Genomic DNA, 16265 nt, shown 5'->3' with positions numbered 1-16265 from the left:
GCGGAATTGAATGAAAAATATTTTGACTGAATATGAAACGGATTCATATTGAAAAGTGCGGTCGAAAGAATGAAGTTTTTTATGACCGCACTTTAAATCCGGAATATATCAATTAACGATAATTCACCGTCTCCGATTGTTCCAAATGAATCCGGGTTACAGCCGGTTGAGTTTGCGCAATCAGCTGGCCGTGACGAACGGAATAACGGGTCGGCACTTGACGGCGTACGGCATCAAAACCGTTTTCCGCCGGCAAAATAATGAAATTCGCCGGGTTCCCTTCGCGAATGCCGTAATCTTTCAAACCCAAAGTTTTCGCGCTGTTTTCCGTCACCAGTTTTAAACCGTCGTTGATTTGACCGTATCCCATCAGCTGACATACGTGCAATCCCATATGAAGCACTTGCAGCATATTTGCCGTACCCAGCGGGTACCAAGGATCAAACACATCATCATGTCCAAAACACACGTTAATGCCGCTATTCAACATTTCTTTCACCCGCGTAATACCGCGACGTTTCGGATAAGTATCGAAACGTCCCTGAAGGTGGATATTCACCAGCGGATTCGCCACAAAATTGATTTTCGACATTTTCAGCAAACGGAATAAACGGGAAGCGTAGGCGCCGTTATAAGAATGCATTGCCGTAGTGTGACTCGCCGTGACTTGTTCTCCCATTTCATATTTCAAAGCGAGCGCCGCAACGGTTTCCACAAAGCGGGATTGTTCGTCGTCAATCTCATCGCAGTGAATATCCAGTTGCTTACCGTATTTACGTGCAATTTTGAAGGCGATGTGCATGGATTCCACGCCGTATTCGCGGGTGAATTCAAAATGCGGAATGCCGCCCACTACGTCGGCGCCCAATTCCATGGCTTTATCCAGCAACGCTTCACCGTTCGGATAAGATAAAATTCCCTCCTGCGGAAATGCCACGATTTGTAAATCCACCCAAGGCGCCGCTTCTTTTTTGACTTCCAGCATTGCCTTAAGGGCGGTCAGAGTCGGATCCGAAACGTCAACATGGGTACGAACGTATTGAATGCCGTTGGCAATTTGCCACTTCAAGGTTTTCCATGCGCGGGCTTTGACATCTTCATGGCCGAGCATTTCCTTACGTTCCGCCCAACGTTCGATACCCTCGAACAGCGTACCGGACTGGTTCCAGTTCGGCTGACCGGCGGTTTGCGTGGCATCCAGATGAATATGCGGCGCGATAAACGGCGGGTAAGCGATGCCGTTTTCGCCATCTAACGTTTCGCCTGCAAACTCAATATACTCTTCGTTTGGCATGATTTTTACGATCTTGCCGTTTTTCACCAAGATCTGCCATAATCCGTCGCGATCGCTCAAATGGGTATTTTTAATTAACATTGTTTACTCCTTTGCTTACTGACGCAGTTTTGCCAATAACGGGTTTAAAATCAAATAGGCTACGGCACCGCCTAAAACCGCATTCACCGGAATAATTCCCGGGATAAACTGACCGCAAGCTACGCCTGCCGCCACAGCTAAAATTGCCGCCCAGTTGATATTTACAAAATGGGCTTTTTCAAAATCCGCATAGGATTTGCTGCGTAATAAATAATCCGCAATAATCACGCCGCCTACCGGTGGAATAGCTGCCGATAAGAATGTCAGCCAGCCTACGAAATTGTTGTACAACCATAAAGCGCAAACAGTCCCCACAATACCGTTCACTACCGATAATGTACGGCTGCTCAAACCGGTAATATTGGCAAACCCCAGGCCGGAAGCATAAAGCGCGTTATCGTTAGTCGTCCAAATATTCAGTCCTAATACAATCACCGCCGGAACAATCAACCCCTGCGCCACCATCACATCGGAAATGTCCGCCATACCTTTCACCGCCGCACCGGCCGCACCGAATACGAACATCAAGGTGTTACCGAGGGAAAAAGCAATCATCGCAATCACAATGGCCTGTTTCGCTCTTTTACCGAAACGTACGAAATCCGCCGTTAATGTTCCGGCGCTGACGAAAGATCCCACGACTAAGGCAATCGCCGTCGCCAATGCCATAGGTTCCTGCGGCGTAATCATTTTCAACGCATCCAAACCGCCGGTTTCACCTACGGCGAGATACACCGAATAGCTGCCTAAAATGGCAATCGCCGGTACCGCAACGGCGGATAAAACCGTTAATGCGGAAATACCGAAGAACACTGTCACAGTCATCATAACCCCTGATATACCTATAAGTAAGCCGGTATCTACGCCCGTCACTTTATTAACCGGAATCGCAAACATCGCCACACCAACGCCAAACCAGCCCACTTGGGTACCGCCAAGCAATAATGACGGCAGCCAAGAACCGCGCACGCCGAACGAATAACGCGCCAAAATATGGGTGGTTAAACCGGTTTTCGCGCCGATATAACCTAGTGCGGAAGTATAAACGCCCAACATTAAGTTACCGATAATCACCGCCGTCCAAAAATCATCGTAATTCAGCGATGTACCGAGCGTCCCGCCCGTCCACATACTTGCCGAGAAAAAAGTCAGTCCGAGCATCACAAACGTTAATGCCAACGCACCTTTCCGTTCGCTTTGCGGAACGGGTTTTAAGCTGAAGTTATCCAAACTCATGGTTTTTCCTTTTATTACATCTGACAACGCGCCGTATTATACCCAAAAACCCGTTTATTTTTGACCGCACTTTTACGAATTTCGTGATCCCGATTCAAAAAACGTAACCGATTGCTTGCCAAATAAACGGCGATATTCAAAATGCCAATAATTTATCGCGGAGAATCTGTTATGCAAAAAATACTGCTGAGTTTATATCTGCTATTCTTTACGCAAAGTGCGGTCGGAAATCCACCGGATTTAATGTTATTACAAAGCTACGACAAACAGGATATCGACGGTTGGGTGATGAGCGAAAAACTGGACGGTATACGCGGCTATTGGGACGGCAAACGACTTTATACCAGACAGAACCGAATTCTTACCCCGCCGCACTATTTCGTACGGGATTTTCCGCCCTTTGCCATTGACGGCGAACTGTTTTCCCAACGAAACCAGTTCGAAAAAATTTCCTCTATCGTTCGTTCGCAAAAGGATAAAGGCTGGGAAACCCTGTCACTGCACGTATTCGACGTGCCTGATGCGGCGGGAAATTTATTCGAACGTTTAACCGTATTGGAAAACTATCTGAAACATCATCCTTCACCGCATATTAAAATCATTCCCCAGATTCCCGTACGAAACCGGCAACACATTTTGGATTTTCTGCATGAAATCGAACGGGCGAAAGGTGAAGGCGTAGTAATTCGCAATCCCGACGCCCCTTACGAATTCGGCAAACGCAGTAATCAAATCCTGAAAGTTAAAACCGCGCAAGACGAAGAATGTACGGTGATCGCACATCATAAAGGCAAGGGACAGTTTGAAAACGCGCTCGGCTCTCTCACCTGTGAAAATCACCGCGGACGATTCAAAATCGGCTCGGGATTTAATTTGGAAGAACGCATTAATCCGCCGCCAATCGGTTCGGTTATCAGTTATAAATACCGCGGTTTAACCAATGCGGGAAAACCGCGTTTCGCCACGTATTGGCGTGAAAAGAAATAGTTACTTCGATTCGGCACGAATTTTGTTGTGAATACCAAAAGATCAGAACTGATCTTTTGCTTTACGCCATGTTTCGAATTGTGCCGGATTTTCAGCGATCAAAAAAGGATTAATCTGTTTTTCTAACCCTAAGGTCGTAGGCACGCTCGGTCGGTTTTCAGCACGTTTTTTTTCCACTAAAACCCGCTGATTTTTAACCGCACTTTTGTCTTTCATCACGCTTTCGGCAAAGGCTAAATTAGCCAGCGTATATTCATGTGCCGGGCAAACCAACGTGTCATCGGGCAGTGTTTTCAGGCGTTGTACGGAATCGTACATTTGCCCGTAATTACCGGTAAACACTCTTCCGCAACCGGCGGAAAATAAAGTATCGCCGCAAAACAGGCAACCGTCCGTCACATAGCTGACGTGTTGCGCCGTATGCCCGCCGGTAGGAATAACCCGAATACGGTAATTTGCCGTTACAATTTCCCCCTCGTTTACTATGCGAGTCGCTCCTTTATCCGCGCATTCTTGCGGACCGTAAACCGGTACATCGGGGAAATACCGTTTAAATGCCGCTACGCCGCCCACATGATCATCATGTTTATGAGTTAACAGCACCGCTTCCACGGCAAATTTATTTTCCCGTAAAAATGGCAATAAGGGTTCGATTTCGGTAATATCAACTACAATAACGGGACAATTTTCCCGTCCGTAAACCCAAATATAATTATCGTTTAATGCAGAAATCGGTTTTAACATAAGTAGATCCTATGAAATGGAAAGCAAAATCGCCTTACAGTTTAACGCCGCCGGCAAGTTGGTCGCAACTGCCTTTCGGCGACGCCTATTCTACCCTAATCGGCGCAAATTTTGAAAAATGGTTTGCCCGCATAGCGGGGCGGCGGCTGTTGAAAATCAGCGGGTTAAGTGCGGAAGTACCTTGTTATCAACCGCTTCAGCAAGTGGTGCTGAATGATAAAACCAGTGAAAAACTGGCCGCACTTTGCCGCCGTCAGCAAGCGATTCTTATAGAAGGCAGCTTACAGGAACTGCCTTTCGGCGAAGAAACCGTAGACGCCTGCCTGCTCGCGAACACGCTGAATTTCACGCAGGACCCCCACCAACTTTTACGGGAAACGGAACGCATTCTCAGTGATGACGGATACCTGTTGATTTCGTTATTTAACCCCTGCAGCAAATTACTGTTCAAACGCAGACTGGGCAAATTCGACTTTCGCCTTTTCTTGCCGTTCCGGGTTATCGACTGGCTGGAATTGCTGAACTTTGAAATTCTGTCGCAGCAAACCCTTTGCTTCGGGCATGAGCCGAAAGTATTCGGTTCCCTGTGTTTGATCGTCGCCCAAAAACGTACCCTGCCGTTAACCTTACAGCCGCAAAAAGTGCGGTTCGAAAATCAGGAAATTTTAAATCCCGCCGGTGCGTTCAAGGAAAAAATAAACACTTGAGCAATCAGCCTTTTTCGCCTATCATGCGCTGAATTTTTTGAGCGAAGGAAACGGCATGACAGAACAAACCTTTATTCCCGGCAAAGACGCCGCACTGGAAGACAGTATTGCAAAATTTCAGCAAAAACTGACTGCACTCGGTTTTAATATCGAAGAAACCTCGTGGCTGAATCCGGTGCCGAATGTTTGGTCGGTGCATATACGCGACAAAGATTGCCCGCAATGTTTCGCCAACGGCAAAGGCGCCAGCAAAAAAGCGGCGCTTGCTTCCGCATTAGGCGAATATTTCGAACGCCTTTCCACCAATTATTTCTTCGCCGATTACTATTTGGGACAGGATATCGCCAACGGCGATTTCGTGCATTATCCGTCGGAAAAATGGTTCCCCATTGAAGACGAAGACGCATTGCCGGAAGGCATTTTAGACGATCGCTTATTGGATTATTTCGATCCCGCAGGCGAATTAACGCCGGAATTATTGGTAGATCTACAATCCGGTAATGTCGAACGCGGCATCGTAGCGATGCCCTATACACGCCAATCCGATCAAAAAACCGTTTACATTCCGCAAAGCATCGTCGCCAACCTATACGTATCCAACGGTATGTCTGCCGGCAACAGCAAATTTGAGGCGCGCGTACAGGGTTTGTCGGAAATATTCGAACGTTACGTGAAGAACAAAATTATCGCGCAAGCCGTCAGTCTGCCGCGCATTCCCGAGGACGTTATCGTTCAGTATCCGAGTATTCGGGCCTCCATCCGAAAACTGGAACAGGAAGGTTTTCCGATTTTGGCTTACGACGCCTCGTTAGGCGGCAAATATCCGGTAATTTGTGTGATTTTACTTAATCCGAACAACGGTACCTGTTTTGCTTCATTCGGCGCACACCCGAATTTTCAAGTGGCGTTCGAACGTACGGTGACGGAATTGCTGCAAGGTCGCAGCCTGAAAGAGTTAGACGTGTTTACGCCGCCCTCATTCAATAACGACGACGTAGCGGAACACGCCAATCTGGAAACCCATTTTATCGATTCCAGCGGTTTGATTTCTTGGGATTTATTCAAACAAGACGCCGATTACGATTTCGTACACTGGAATTTTTCCGGCAGTACTCATGAAGAATACGACAATTTAATGGCGATTTTCGCCGCCGAAGGCAAAGAAGTCTATATTATGGATTACGATCATTTGGGAGTATATGCCTGCCGGATTATCGTCCCTTCTATGTCGGATATTTATCCGGCGGACGATTTGATTTACGCCAACAATAATATGGGTATGAACTGGCGTGAAATTCTGCTGGATCTTCCGCATTTCCATCATGATAAAGACACTTATCGGGAGCTGCTCGCTCAACTCGATGAAGAAGGCATTGACGACGCCATCCGCGTGCGCGAATTAATCGGTATTGTGCCGCCGCCTAAATCCGGCTGGACGACATTACGGATAGGCGAATTAAAATCTATGCTGTATCTGGCGCTGGGGGATATAGAATCTGCGTTCGACTGGGCTAACTGGAGCTATAATATGAACGGTTCCGTCTTTACCGCCGAACGCGCCAACTATTATCGTTGTCTCATCAATTCTATGGAATTATTTTCGGATGAAAAACGAGAACCGCAACAATACCGCGGCGTATTCGAAAAAATGTACGGAAAGGCGACGGTAGATGCCGCTTGGCAGGCGGTTCGGGGCGGTAATCCGTTCTACGGTTTGATTAGTGATGACGAGCATTTGCAAAAATTCGACGCACATCAGAAATTATTAGCGGCTTATACAAAACTGCAAAAGGCAAAACGCGAAAATTGGCGGTAAACAAGCTCGGGAACGCACAGCATTGTGCGTTCTTTTTACAAAGATTATATATTTATTTGATTTCTAAGGAAAAACATGGCTTTCAGCTCTTTATTTACATTACTGGACGATATAGCCTCCGTGCTGGACGATGTCTCGGTAATGACAAAGACGGCGGCAAAGAAAACCGCCGGCGTACTCAGCGATGATTTGGCGTTAAACGCCAATCAGGTCAGCGGCAAGGACATCACACCGCAACGGGAACTGCCTATCGTATGGGCGGTGGCAAAAGGATCGCTCATCAACAAAGTAATTTTAATTCCTCTCGCTTTATTGCTGTCTATCTATTTACCTTCCGCCATCAACTGGTTATTGCTGATCGGTGGCGGCTATTTATGTTTTGAAGGAGCGGAAAAACTGCTGCATAAATTTCTGCATAAAAACGAACCGCACTTACCTGCCGAAACGAAGATCCCGCTGGCGGCATCGGAAAAAGACAAAATCAAGGGTGCAATCCGTACCGATTTTATCCTGTCCGCCGAAATCATTATTATCGCGTTAGGCGCATTACAGCAGGCGGACACGTTAACCAAAATTCTGTCGTTATGCGCGCTGGGAGTAGGCATCACCCTTTTCGTGTACGGGTTGGTGGGCTTGATAGTCAAACTGGACGACATCGGTTACTGGATGTTGCAAAAGAAAAGCGCCGTTTCTCAAAAATTCGGACAATTTCTGCTGTTCATCATGCCGTGGTTTATGAAATCCCTGTCCGTTATTGGTACCATTGCGATGTTTTTGGTGGGCGGCAGCATTTTCGCGCATTACTTACCGATAATCCACCATTTTATCGAAGGTTTAAACATTCCCGCCGGTTTTGGTTGGCTTGCCGATTTCGCCGTCGGTCTGGCCGTGGGGCTCATTTTATGCGCGGTCTTATTACCGCTAATGAAATCGGCTGAAAAACAGCAAGCTCATTAATTTTCTCTCCGTATAAGAAAAGCGGAAGATTTTCCGCTTTTCTGTTATCCGTTTCACGGCTCCGGATTTCCATATTCTTCATCGGTCTGTTCCAGCAGAGTCCCTAATCCGCTTTGCCGTTTAATCGGATTTCTCACTGCAGCCAGCCAAATTTCCTCCGAAGCAAAAACCGAAAGCCGCGGTTTTGCCCGTGTAACGGCGGTATACAATAATTCTTTCGACAAAATCGGCGAATAATCCGGCGGCAATACGACGACGGTATGCTCGAATTCCGAGCCCTGAGATTTGTGGATTGTCATGGCAAAGGCAGGTTCATGCAACGGAATACGCTGCACCGACACGCTGTTATAACCGTCACCCGCCTCGAAATACACAAGGTTATTGCCCAGATATAACCCGATATCGCCGTTAAACAATTTTGCACTATTGTCATTTTGCGTGACCATAATCGGTTTGCCCGCAAACCAATCCCGACTATGTTTAAATCGGACCAAGCCTTTCTGACGTAATGCTTCGGCAATCTGTCGGTTAAGGTTTTCCACGCCGAATTCGCCGGCACGCAGCGCGGTCAGAATACGCACCGAATTAAAAGCTCGGAAAATCTGTCGTAACTGCACCTCGGTAGGCGTATCGTTTTGCGGAATCAGTTTCAAATAATGTTGATAATTTTCCACCGCACTTTGTAATAATCGGCTTAAATAATAATGACGAACCGCTTGTCGGTTTTTCGCATTATCGGCGGGTTCAACGAATTCCAGTAACGGGATATCCGTACCGTCTTGTAATAAGCGCCAGCTTTCCCTCGCCCGCATATTATTGACGGCGACCGCCAGTCTGCCTACGGCGGAGTCTGCATTGAAACGGGTACTGCGGGTTAAAAATGCCAAATGGTGACGAATATTATGACAATTCGCCGATCCGTTAATCCGTTCGCCGCTTAATTCCTGTAGTTTCGCCGCGAATTCCGGCGAATAATCATAACGCAGGAACTGACCGAGTTCGCCCAGAACCGCCCCCGCTTCCACCGAAGCCAGCTGATCCTTATCGCCCAATAAAATCAGACGGGCATCAAGCGGCAAGGCACGTAACAATTTTGCCATCATCGACAAGTCAATCATCGAAGCCTCATCGATAATCAGTAAATCCAAGGGCAACGGATTTCCCGCATGGAATCTCACGCTGTCTTCGAAAGGACGCACGCCCAGCAAACGGTGTAAAGTAACGCTTTCCGTAGAAATGTTTTCCCGTACCGCAGACGGCAAATCCAGCTGCAGCAAACTGGCTTCCAGACTTTCTTTCAAACGCGCCGCCGCTTTTCCCGTGGGCGCCGCTAAACGAATACGCAACGGCGGCAACTGCTGTTCGTATTGCAGCGTTTGAACCGCCGCCACTAAACGCGCCACGGAATAGGTTTTGCCTGTACCCGGTCCGCCGGAAATTAAAGTAAAAGGCTGAATTAACGCGGTGGCAACGGCAATTTTCTGCCAATCCGTTTCCTGTTTCTTTTCCCCGAAAAAACGGGATAACAGATTGCGTGCATTTTCTGTCGGAACAAAAACCGGCGGATTTTTGACCGCACTTTTCAGGTAATTCGCCACGGTCTGTTCATCCTGCCACAGGCGATACAGATACACCGCATTATGCTGAAACACGAACGGACGGCTTTGTTCCTGCGGCGTATCGGTGAAAGCGATATGCCCCGCCAGTGCCGTCTGCCATTGTTCGACCGGCAAAAAATTGATTTTTTGTTTGATTTCAAGCAGATAATCCCGTTCATCGTCCAGCGTTCGATATGCCAAAGCGAACGGGTTACGCTCCAAATCCTGATCTAAAAACAAACAGCTATTGCCCTGCAAATAACCTGCATGCACCAACGCCGCCAACAATACCGCCAACGCCTGGCGGGTTTCATCGTATCCCATGCCCTGCTGTTTTTCGTCGATCAGTTTGGCGAAATAAAAATCGGCTTCCGTCAGCACCTTAAGCGCTTTCAATCGCGCTAACACATTAAGCATGCAGCAATTCCTCCAATCCGCGAATCAAACGTGCGGCGGGACGGGTTGTAAAAACGCCCGTCTTGCCGCTGCCGTCCATGCCGCGTACGTAAGCATAAATGACGCCGCCGAAATGGGTTTCGTAATCATAAGCGGGCAGACGCCGTTGCAGAAAACAATGTAACGCCAAGCTGTACAGCAAATACTGCAAATCATAATAATGCTGTTGTATATCCGTCCGAATACGTTCTTCACTGTATGCGGGTAATAAATTGGTTTTATAGTCCAGCAGATAATATTTGCCGTCGTGGCGGTAAACCAGATCGATAAATCCGCGCAGCATGCCCCGAATATCATCTAACAGATAAGGTTGCTGATACAGCGGATGATATTGCCGTAGCAGCAGATTAAAGGCTTTCACGTCAAAAGTGCGGTCTAAATTCAAATAGAATTGCATTTCTTTCAAGCAATGTTGCGGGCGGATGTCCGTTAATTTGAAGCCCGCCGACAACGGCGTAGTTAACACCGCTTCAAGCCACATTTTTAAAGGCTGAATCCAGGTTTCGTCCAGCTGCAAACCTTGGCAAAGGGCAAGCAGTTCGGCATCCTCAATGGGTTGGGAAAAATCATGTTTTTCGAAGAAGCGATGCAGAATCACCCCGAATTTTGCACCGCCTTTTAATGCCAACGGGCTGTATTCCGCAGGCAAATTCCGCCACAAAGCGTTCGCCTCCTCATCAGTCGGTGAAAACACATCCTGTTGTTCGTCATAATCCAGCGCATCATCAAAAATCGCAGTAAATTCGACCGCACTTTCTTCCCCGTGAAAACGCCGGTTTTGTTCATGCATTCGGCTTAATGCGGTGAAACTGGTAACGCCCCAATTTTGTTCGATTTTACCGGTAAAGGTTGCCGCCGAAAGGGACACTTCGGCATTCGTCTGCGGCAGCCATTTATCGCCGGAAACGGTTTCGGGGATAGTTTCCAGCGTATAATTTTCCGCCTCCAAATGAGCGGATAATAAAACCGCCGTTTGTTTTTCCGCCTTACCCGTAATTTTCATACCGTCGCCGATTTCGCCCCGGCTCAAAGCGTACCAAACGGGATTCCAATAAGATTCCTTTTTGCCGCCGAATTCCGCCGGTAATGCCATCGCCACTTGATATTTTGCCCGCGTCAGCGCCACATATAACAGACGCATTTCCTCCGCCAGTTTTTCTTTCGCCGATATATCCTGATGCCGCGCGTTCATATCCCACAGCGCCTCGGCGTCTTTATCATGGAAGATGGAAATCTCATCCCGGTTTTTCACATCGTCGAACCCCAAAAACGGCAGCCACACCAAATCGTATTCCAGCCCTTTGGATTTATGGATGGTGACGATTTTCACCAAATTCCGTTCACTTTCCAACCGCACTTGCTGTTCCGCCTGCCGATCTTTCCCCTGAATCTGACGTTCAAACCAGCTCAATAAAGCGGATTCGCTTTCATGTAAGACGGCGGCTTCCTGCAGCAATTCGGCTAAATGCAATAAATCCGTTAAACGCCGTTCCGCATTGGCTTGAGCGGCAATTTGTCCGACGATATCGGCTTGCTCGCCCCGTTTACCTTTATCCAGAAAAATCCGGTGCAACATCGGCAACACGCCTTGCCGGCGCCAGATGCGCTGATAATCTTCGAAACGCGTCATCCAACCGTCCAGTAATTCGGCCTGCCGTTTAATTTGCTGTAATTGCGCCATAGAAAAAGCAAAAATACCTGTCGCCAAGGCATTCATAATATGACGTTCACTGAAAGGATTAAGACAGGCCGCCAGAATAAACGCTAATTCCCGCGCCTCCGCACAGTCGAAAACATTGGTGCGATCCGACAAATAAACGGAAGCGATACCGCGTCGTTGCAGGGCGGATTTGATTTTCTCCGCATCACTGCCCTTGCGCACCAACACGGCAATATTTTCAGGGCGAAGCCGAAGATTCCGGCCGTTGTCCTGCGCCGTATCCATAACAAATCCGGCCTGATTTTCATCCGCACTTGTTAACCACTGCCGAATATTGTCGGCACAATATTCCGCCGCCTGTTCGCGCGAGCCTAGATAAAACGCCATCGGCGCCTGTTGTGCGCCCCGCCACACAAAGTGCGCCTGATCTTTGCCCGCCGCCACCGGCTCGAACCGAATATCGTCGTACATAAATGCGGCGGGAAAATCGAACAAACCGTTCACCGCCCGAATCAGACTACCGTCGGAACGATAATTTTTGCTTAAGGTGAAACGCTCCTGTTCGGCGTCCTTCGCCGCTTTTAGATAAGTAAATATATCGGCGCCGCGGAATTGATAAATCGCCTGTTTCGGATCGCCTATCATCATGAATCCGCAATCCGGCCGATTCACATAAATAGCGGAAAAAATTTGATATTGCTGTTCGTCCGTATCCTGAAATTCATCAACCATCGCGAAAGGATATTGATGACGAATGAACGTCGCCAACTGTTCGCCCCGTTCCGATTGCAATGCGTTTTTTAACAGCCGCAGCAAATCGTCAAAACTCTTTTCCGGATGATGCCGCTTGTAAGCCGATAATCGTTCATTCAATGTTCGCAAATAATGAAACAATAGAATTTTTTCATCTAAATCCAGTTGGGTCTGCGCCGCTTCGATTCGGGCTTTTTGTTCCGCTAAATAATCAAAAAACGGATGACTAAACGCCGTTTTGCCTTTTAATACCGCGCCGTTTAGATAATCCTGCGTAAAATACCAAAGTTCGTCGGGAATATCGCGGCGTTCGCTGTCCGCCCACGCCTGAATTTTCGCCGTGCGGGCAATAAAATAATCCCGTTTGAATTTATTACCGTTAAACACTGAAGCGCCGGCATAATTCGCCTCAAATAAAGCGGAAATTTCAGCAAAATTATCCGTCCAGGCGGATTTTAATTCGTCAGGAATATTATCGGAACCGGCTAAATGAACCGCCAATTCCTGTTGCAAAAATTCGGCGGTGGACATGGTTAACAAGTGCGGTCGGTTTACCGATACTTTTAGAGTTTCCCCTTTTAAATAAGCGCGGATCTTTTTTAATACCTGCTGCGGCGATTCCAGTTTACGGTGAATAAATTCCGTTACGACAAAAGACTGTCCGTAAAACTGTTCCCGCCAAAAATCGTTTGCCAGCCGGTTCAATAAATCCGTTTCGTCCGTCACCAGCTCCAAGTTAAAGTGAATGCCGGAATTCACCGCATACTGCATTAACATACGACGGCAAAAACCGTGAATGGTGTAAACGGCGGCAAGATCCATATTCTGCTCGGCAAAGCCGAGGCGACGAAACGCCTCATTCGGATCCAATTTTGCCAGAAAACGATCCGTCAATTGTCCGTTTTCTTTCACCAGAAACTCGTTATCCGTATTGAGAAACACGGTTAAATCCTGCGTTTCTCGGTAAGCGGCAAATTGCGCTTTCGCCAGATGAATACGGGCGCGAATGCGCTCCTTCAGTTCTTCGGTCGACGCTTCGGTAAAGGTGACCACCAGAATCTGTTCCACCGTCAACGGTACCGAAAAGGCATTGTCCCCCGCCTGCAACAGTAAACGCAGATACAACGACGCCATGGTAAAGGTTTTGCCGGTACCGGCGGACGCTTCAATCAATGTTGTAGTTTGCAACGGTGTACTAATTGGATTTAAATGTTGAACCGGCATAGATTTATCTCATACCATAGATTTCAGTCGTACAAATAAGGGGGATTTCATTTCCCCCTTGACTCAATTCGTCGGTTAAAAATTAAAGACTTTATCCGCCTCTACCGACCAATCGGCGAGTTCGACCAACGTACCGATTTCCACGCCGTCGGCTAAAGCAAGATCCGTCATACCGCGCGAATCGGTACAGGTTTTACATAATTTGACGGCGGCGCCCTGTGTCGTCAGAATTTCCAGCATTTGCTGAATGTGATAACCCTCCGCCGGATTCTGTTTCGCCAATCCGCCCGCCACCGCATCGGACATTAAAAACAGCTTCAAATCGACCGCACTTTTATGCTGTTCCTGAATCTGTAACGCCAGACGCAAGCCGCTGAAAAAACTTTCATTGCCGTAAGGGGCGGCATGAATAATGAACAATAACTTTTGCATACGGTTCTCCTTAGCGGATTTATCCCACCCAAATGAATTTAATCAAAAACAGAATGGCCACGACCCAAACCGGCCCATTTACCTCGCGAACACGTCCGGTGCAGGTTTTCATCACGCAATAACTGATAAAGCCGAATGCAATGCCTTCCGTAATGGAATAGGTAAACGGCATCATAGCGGCGGTGATAAATGCCGGCGTAGCTTCGGTTAAATCTTCCCAATGTACTTTAATCAGGCTGGAGGCCATTAAAATACCCACATAAACCAACGCCCCGGCAGTGGCATAGGCCGGTACCAATCCCGCCAACGGCGAGAAGAAAATAGTTAACAGAAATAACAAGCCGACTACAACCGCCGTCAAACCCGTTCTGCCGCCGACGGATACGCCCGCACCGCTTTCCACATAAGTACTGATGGCGGAGGTGCCCACGTAAGATCCCGCGACGCCGCTCAAACTGTCCACAAACAATGCCTGACGCATTTTCGGGAAACGACCTCTTTCGTCGCTGATGCCCGCTTTATCGGTCACACCTAATAACGTACCGGAAGAATCGAATAAATTTACCAGCAGAAATGAAAAAATAATCCCCAGTAACGCACCGTCCAACGCACCGGCGATATCCACTTTGCCCACGACGGCATCCAAACTCGGCGGCATCGATATCACCCCGTGGAACCGTACCGCCGGATCCAAACATAACGCTAATCCCGTCACCACCACAATGGAAATCAACACCCCGGAATAAATATTGCGCGCCGCTAACACGGTAATGATGAAAAAGCCGAGAATCCCCAGCAGCACTTTCGGATCATGCAGCTCGCCCAATGCCACCAAGGTTGCCGGATTCGCCACAACCAGTCCCATATTTTTAAAACCGATTAAAGCGATAAAAAAACCGATGCCCGCACCGATTCCCACCCGCAACCCAAGCGGAATCGACGCCATTAACCAATAACGGATTTGAAACAAAGTGAGCAAAAACAGACCGATAGACCCCCAGAAAATCGCCCCCATGCCGATCTCCCAGGAATAACCCAGTTTCGCCACCACCACATAGGCGAAAAAGGCATTCAGCCCCATAGCCGGCGCCAGCGCGATCGGCAAATTACTGAATAGCCCCATAGCTAACGTACCGAAACCGGCAATCAAACAAGTGGTCACAAATACTACCTGTTTGTCCATGCCGGCGTCGCCCAAAATTGACGGATTCACAAAGACAATATATACCATCGTAAAAAACGTGGTGATGCCCGCCACAATTTCCGTTTTGGTGGTGGTATGTTTTTCATTGAACTGAAAAAAACGGGAAAGGAAAGATTGATTTTGCATGATTGGTTCACTTTTAAATAAAGAAATTAAATCGGAATTTTAACAAATTCCCAATTAAACTGCGATGTATTTTTCCTAAAAGTGCGGTCGGAAAAACAATGTTTTTTACCCGTTGATAACGCGAATGAAAACACTGATACCCCCCGAAAATCAGATATACGATTTTGGGTAAAATCCGCCATCTTTTCAGGATTTTTCCTCTCCGGCAGATCGGCTCGGTTTGTTTCCGCGCCTCCGACGATACAGTAAAAAGTTGACAAGTTTTCCCTTTGGCAGCAAACTAACGGCTGGTGTTTTATCGGAGAAGATAATTTATGACTATCAAACAATTTAAAAAATTCGCTTTTATCGGGCTTTCGGCATTAATGTTGCAGGGCTGTGTCGCCGCATTGGTAGGCGGGACGGCCGTGGGTACAAAAGTCGCGACGGATCCCCGCTCCGCCGGTACCCAACTGGACGATGAAACCTTAGAATTCAAAGTCTACAACGCCGTTACCAAAGACGAACAGATTAAGGCCGAAGGACGAGTAGTCGTCGTGTCTTACAGTAACCGCTTATTGTTAATCGGACAAGTACCGACGGATACTGCCAAAGAAACCGCCACCAATTTAGCCAAAGGTGTGGAAGGCGTGAACGCGGAATCTATTTACAACGAAATGACCGTCGGTCCGGTAATCGACTTAACTCAACGGTCAAAAGACAGCTGGATCACCAGTCAGGTGAAATCCAAAATGTTAGTCAATTCTTCCGTGAAAACCACCGATGTGAAAGTGATTACCGAAAACAGTCAGGTATACCTGATGGGAAATGTCACGCAAGAACAGGGCAATGCCGCGGCGGAAGTGGCACGCAATATTGCCGGCGTCACCCGTGTGGTGAAAGTGTTCAAATATCTCGACTAAACGAACGGATAATCGGATAAAAACAAAGTGCAGTCAAAAAATTGAATGTTTTTTGACCGCACTTGCTATATAAATTAGAGCCATATAA

At 47.6% G+C, this 16265-nt stretch carries 12 protein-coding genes; 5 read left to right on the top strand and 7 right to left on the bottom strand.

Annotated features, from left to right (window positions below; translation table 11 throughout):
- Positions 1-112 precede the first annotated feature (112 nt).
- Both ASUC_RS06245 and codB read right to left on the bottom strand, forming a co-directional pair.
- Positions 113-1375 carry a cytosine deaminase gene (locus ASUC_RS06245; protein ID WP_012072931.1) on the bottom strand — a complete coding sequence of 421 codons (1263 nt, stop codon included), beginning with the start codon at positions 1373-1375 and terminating at the stop codon, positions 113-115.
- A 15-nt stretch (positions 1376-1390) separates the two neighbouring features.
- Positions 1391-2611, bottom strand: a complete 1221-nt coding sequence (gene codB, locus ASUC_RS06240; protein WP_012072930.1) for a cytosine permease — start codon at positions 2609-2611, stop codon at positions 1391-1393.
- A gap of 171 nt (positions 2612-2782) precedes the next feature.
- Between codB and ASUC_RS06235 the strand changes: the two genes are divergently transcribed.
- A complete protein-coding gene (locus tag ASUC_RS06235; RefSeq protein ID WP_012072929.1) occupies positions 2783-3598 on the top strand; it encodes a DNA ligase in 816 nt (271 codons plus the stop codon).
- A 42-nt stretch (positions 3599-3640) separates the two neighbouring features.
- On the opposite strand, the gene gloB is transcribed toward ASUC_RS06235, so the two are convergent.
- Positions 3641-4342 (bottom strand): hydroxyacylglutathione hydrolase, encoded by a 702-nt coding sequence (gloB, locus tag ASUC_RS06230; protein WP_012072928.1) that lies wholly within the window; start codon positions 4340-4342, stop codon positions 3641-3643.
- An 11-nt stretch (positions 4343-4353) separates the two neighbouring features.
- On the opposite strand from gloB, the gene ASUC_RS06225 reads away from it, so the two are divergent.
- The 3 genes from ASUC_RS06225 (at position 4354) to ASUC_RS06215 (ending at position 7822) form a co-directional block, all read left to right on the top strand.
- A complete protein-coding gene (locus ASUC_RS06225) occupies positions 4354-5049 on the top strand; it encodes a class I SAM-dependent methyltransferase (RefSeq protein WP_012072927.1) in 696 nt (231 codons plus the stop codon).
- A 55-nt stretch (positions 5050-5104) separates the two neighbouring features.
- Positions 5105-6865, top strand: a complete 1761-nt coding sequence (gene ycaO / locus ASUC_RS06220; protein WP_012072926.1) for a 30S ribosomal protein S12 methylthiotransferase accessory factor YcaO — start codon at positions 5105-5107, stop codon at positions 6863-6865.
- Between the two features lie 75 nt (positions 6866-6940).
- Positions 6941-7822, top strand: a complete 882-nt coding sequence (locus ASUC_RS06215) for a DUF808 domain-containing protein (RefSeq protein WP_012072925.1) — start codon at positions 6941-6943, stop codon at positions 7820-7822.
- 53 nt (positions 7823-7875) lie between these two features.
- On the opposite strand, the gene recD is transcribed toward ASUC_RS06215, so the two are convergent.
- From recD to ASUC_RS06195, 4 genes are all read right to left on the bottom strand, one after another.
- Positions 7876-9837: an exodeoxyribonuclease V subunit alpha gene (recD, locus tag ASUC_RS06210; RefSeq protein WP_012072924.1), complete on the bottom strand. Its 1962-nt coding sequence runs from the start codon at positions 9835-9837 to the stop codon at positions 7876-7878.
- Entirely contained in the window at positions 9830-13513 is a 3684-nt protein-coding gene (gene recB, locus ASUC_RS06205; protein ID WP_012072923.1) for an exodeoxyribonuclease V subunit beta, read from the bottom strand. Before recB ends, recD begins: the two co-directional genes overlap by 8 nt.
- Positions 13514-13588: 75 nt before the next feature.
- Entirely contained in the window at positions 13589-13945 is a 357-nt protein-coding gene (locus ASUC_RS06200) for a DsrE/DsrF/TusD sulfur relay family protein (RefSeq protein ID WP_012072922.1), read from the bottom strand.
- Positions 13946-13964: 19 nt separating this feature from the next.
- A complete protein-coding gene (locus ASUC_RS06195; protein ID WP_012072921.1) occupies positions 13965-15275 on the bottom strand; it encodes an NCS2 family permease in 1311 nt (436 codons plus the stop codon).
- Between the two features lie 314 nt (positions 15276-15589).
- On the opposite strand from ASUC_RS06195, the gene dolP reads away from it, so the two are divergent.
- Positions 15590-16177 carry a division/outer membrane stress-associated lipid-binding lipoprotein gene (gene dolP, locus ASUC_RS06190; RefSeq protein WP_012072920.1) on the top strand — a complete coding sequence of 196 codons (588 nt, stop codon included), beginning with the start codon at positions 15590-15592 and terminating at the stop codon, positions 16175-16177.
- Positions 16178-16265: the final 88 nt, after the last annotated feature.

The organism is Actinobacillus succinogenes 130Z (assembly GCF_000017245.1).
GTDB lineage: Bacteria > Pseudomonadota > Gammaproteobacteria > Enterobacterales > Pasteurellaceae > Exercitatus > Exercitatus succinogenes.
The sequence above is the reverse complement of the archived record's forward strand: the minus strand, read 5'-3'. Positions and strand labels throughout refer to the sequence as shown.

Excerpts from the sequence above, each read along its gene's own strand:
- recB (WP_012072923.1), bottom strand. The coding sequence starts at position 13,513 with ATGCCGGTTCAACATTTAAATCCAATTAGTACACCGTTGCAAACTACA.
- recD (WP_012072924.1), bottom strand. The coding sequence starts at position 9,837 with ATGCTTAATGTGTTAGCGCGATTGAAAGCGCTTAAGGTGCTGACGGAA.
- ycaO (WP_012072926.1), top strand. The coding sequence starts at position 5,105 with ATGACAGAACAAACCTTTATTCCCGGCAAAGACGCCGCACTGGAAGAC.
- dolP (WP_012072920.1), top strand. The coding sequence starts at position 15,590 with ATGACTATCAAACAATTTAAAAAATTCGCTTTTATCGGGCTTTCGGCA.
- gloB (WP_012072928.1), bottom strand. The coding sequence starts at position 4,342 with ATGTTAAAACCGATTTCTGCATTAAACGATAATTATATTTGGGTTTAC.
- ASUC_RS06245 (WP_012072931.1), bottom strand. The coding sequence starts at position 1,375 with ATGTTAATTAAAAATACCCATTTGAGCGATCGCGACGGATTATGGCAG.
- ASUC_RS06225 (WP_012072927.1), top strand. The coding sequence starts at position 4,354 with ATGAAATGGAAAGCAAAATCGCCTTACAGTTTAACGCCGCCGGCAAGT.
- codB (WP_012072930.1), bottom strand. The coding sequence starts at position 2,611 with ATGAGTTTGGATAACTTCAGCTTAAAACCCGTTCCGCAAAGCGAACGG.
- ASUC_RS06200 (WP_012072922.1), bottom strand. The coding sequence starts at position 13,945 with ATGCAAAAGTTATTGTTCATTATTCATGCCGCCCCTTACGGCAATGAA.
- ASUC_RS06195 (WP_012072921.1), bottom strand. The coding sequence starts at position 15,275 with ATGCAAAATCAATCTTTCCTTTCCCGTTTTTTTCAGTTCAATGAAAAA.
- ASUC_RS06235 (WP_012072929.1), top strand. The coding sequence starts at position 2,783 with ATGCAAAAAATACTGCTGAGTTTATATCTGCTATTCTTTACGCAAAGT.
- ASUC_RS06215 (WP_012072925.1), top strand. The coding sequence starts at position 6,941 with ATGGCTTTCAGCTCTTTATTTACATTACTGGACGATATAGCCTCCGTG.